This window comes from Burkholderia sp. HMSC10F09, from assembly GCF_001806955.1.
In the GTDB taxonomy this organism is placed as follows: Bacteria; Pseudomonadota; Gammaproteobacteria; order Burkholderiales; family Burkholderiaceae; genus Burkholderia; species Burkholderia multivorans.
This window is the reverse complement of the sequence record NZ_KV786756.1, coordinates 1-1,173: the sequence shown is the minus strand read 5'-3', so window position 1 is coordinate 1,173 and position 1,173 is coordinate 1. Positions and strand designations below refer to the sequence as shown.

General features: G+C 62.3%; 1 protein-coding gene. It reads right to left on the bottom strand.

The genetic code is table 11. From position 1 onward, the window contains the following. Positions 1-1,173: elongation factor Tu (gene tuf, locus HMPREF3115_RS16800; RefSeq protein ID WP_043279591.1), on the bottom strand; the 1,173-nt coding region annotated here is incomplete at its 5' end.

The window sequence follows — 1,173 nt, the reverse complement described above, 5'->3', positions numbered from 1 at the left end:
TTACTCGATGATCTTTGCGACGACGCCGGCACCGACGGTACGGCCGCCTTCACGAATAGCGAAGCGCAGACCTTCTTCCATCGCGATCGGCGCAATCAGCTTCACCGTGATCGACACGTTGTCGCCCGGCATCACCATTTCCTTGTCCTTCGGCAGCTCGATCGAGCCCGTCACGTCCGTCGTACGGAAGTAGAACTGCGGACGGTAGTTGTTGAAGAACGGCGTGTGACGGCCGCCTTCGTCCTTGCTCAGCACGTACACTTCGGCCGTGAAGTGCGTGTGCGGCGTGATCGAACCCGGCTTCGCCAGAACCTGGCCGCGCTCCACGTCTTCACGCTTCGTGCCGCGCAGCAGGATACCGACGTTGTCGCCTGCCTGACCCTGGTCCAGCAGCTTGCGGAACATTTCAACGCCCGTGCAGGTCGTCTTCACCGTCGGCTTGATACCGACGATTTCGATTTCCTCACCGACCTTCACCACGCCGCGCTCCACACGACCCGTCACCACCGTACCGCGGCCCGAGATCGAGAACACGTCTTCCACCGGCATCAGGAACGTACCGTCCACCGCGCGCTCCGGCGTCGGGATGTACGTGTCCAGCGCGTCGGCCAGGTTCATGATCGCCGTTTCGCCCAGCTCGCCCTTGTCGCCTTCCAGCGCCAGCTTTGCCGAACCCTTGATGATCGGGGTGTCGTCGCCCGGGAAGTCGTACTTCGACAGCAGTTCGCGAACTTCCATCTCGACCAGCTCGAGCAGTTCAGCGTCGTCCACCATGTCGCACTTGTTCAGGAACACGATGATGTACGGAACGCCAACCTGACGCGCCAGCAGGATGTGCTCACGCGTTTGCGGCATCGGGCCGTCTGCGGCCGAGCACACCAGGATTGCGCCGTCCATCTGCGCCGCACCCGTGATCATGTTCTTCACGTAGTCGGCGTGGCCCGGGCAGTCGACGTGCGCGTAGTGGCGGTTCGCCGTTTCGTACTCGATGTGCGCGGTGTTGATCGTGATGCCGCGTGCCTTTTCTTCCGGCGCCGCGTCGATTTCGTCGTACTTCTTCGCTTCGCCGCCGAACTTCGACGACAGAACCGTCGCGATCGCTGCCGTCAGCGTCGTCTTGCCGTGGTCAACGTGACCAATCGTACCAACGTTCACGTGCGGCTTGGTCCGCTC